Raw genomic sequence first — 603 nt, 5'->3', positions numbered from 1 at the left:
AATTCCCAAACCGTTACAACACAACGCACCATATACATTTGGAGCAAGTTGACCAAAGAAGCCTTTATGGTTTTGCGATAATGCGAGTGAACCACTCCACGTATATTCAAAGTTAACGTCTGGCAACATTGGGAAACGGTTATCAAACGAACGCTGATGCTTAGAAATAAAGCGCTCTAAACAATGCGGTTTTGGTTTTCCATTTGGGTTAAAACTAAAACTGTTGCGCATTAAAATACGGTTGTCGTGGGTACGGCGAACTGTACTACCAAAAGGGTCTGATGGAATCACACCCCAGAAATCTTTACCGCCCAATTCAGCTTGCTCGCTTGGTGTTAAAGGACGAGTCATGCTTGCATATAAAAAGACAGGCAACATGGTGCGTTTTAACTGTGAAAAACCAAAACGTTGCCCAAAAGCATTATTTGCCAAAATCAATTTATCCGCAGTGATTTGACCAAGGTCATGCTTTAATACAACTTTATCGCCATATTCAACTTCAGTAATTGCAGTATTTTCATATAGCGTCACATTTGACGGTAAACTATCTGCCAAGCCTTTTACTAATGCTGATGGCTGAACCAACATTGTTCCTGGTGTGAA

At 40.6% G+C, this 603-nt stretch carries 1 protein-coding gene; it reads right to left on the bottom strand.

Annotation, left to right across the window (positions count from 1 at the left end; genetic code table 11):
• Window positions 1–603: NAD(P)/FAD-dependent oxidoreductase (locus UC75_RS19415; RefSeq protein WP_228136971.1), on the bottom strand; the 603-nt coding region annotated here is incomplete at both ends.

It is taken from the genome of Acinetobacter sp. V2 (genome assembly GCF_001188385.1).
Classification (GTDB): Bacteria; Pseudomonadota; Gammaproteobacteria; order Pseudomonadales; family Moraxellaceae; genus Acinetobacter; species Acinetobacter oleivorans.
This window is presented reverse-complemented; position numbering and strand designations above follow the sequence as displayed.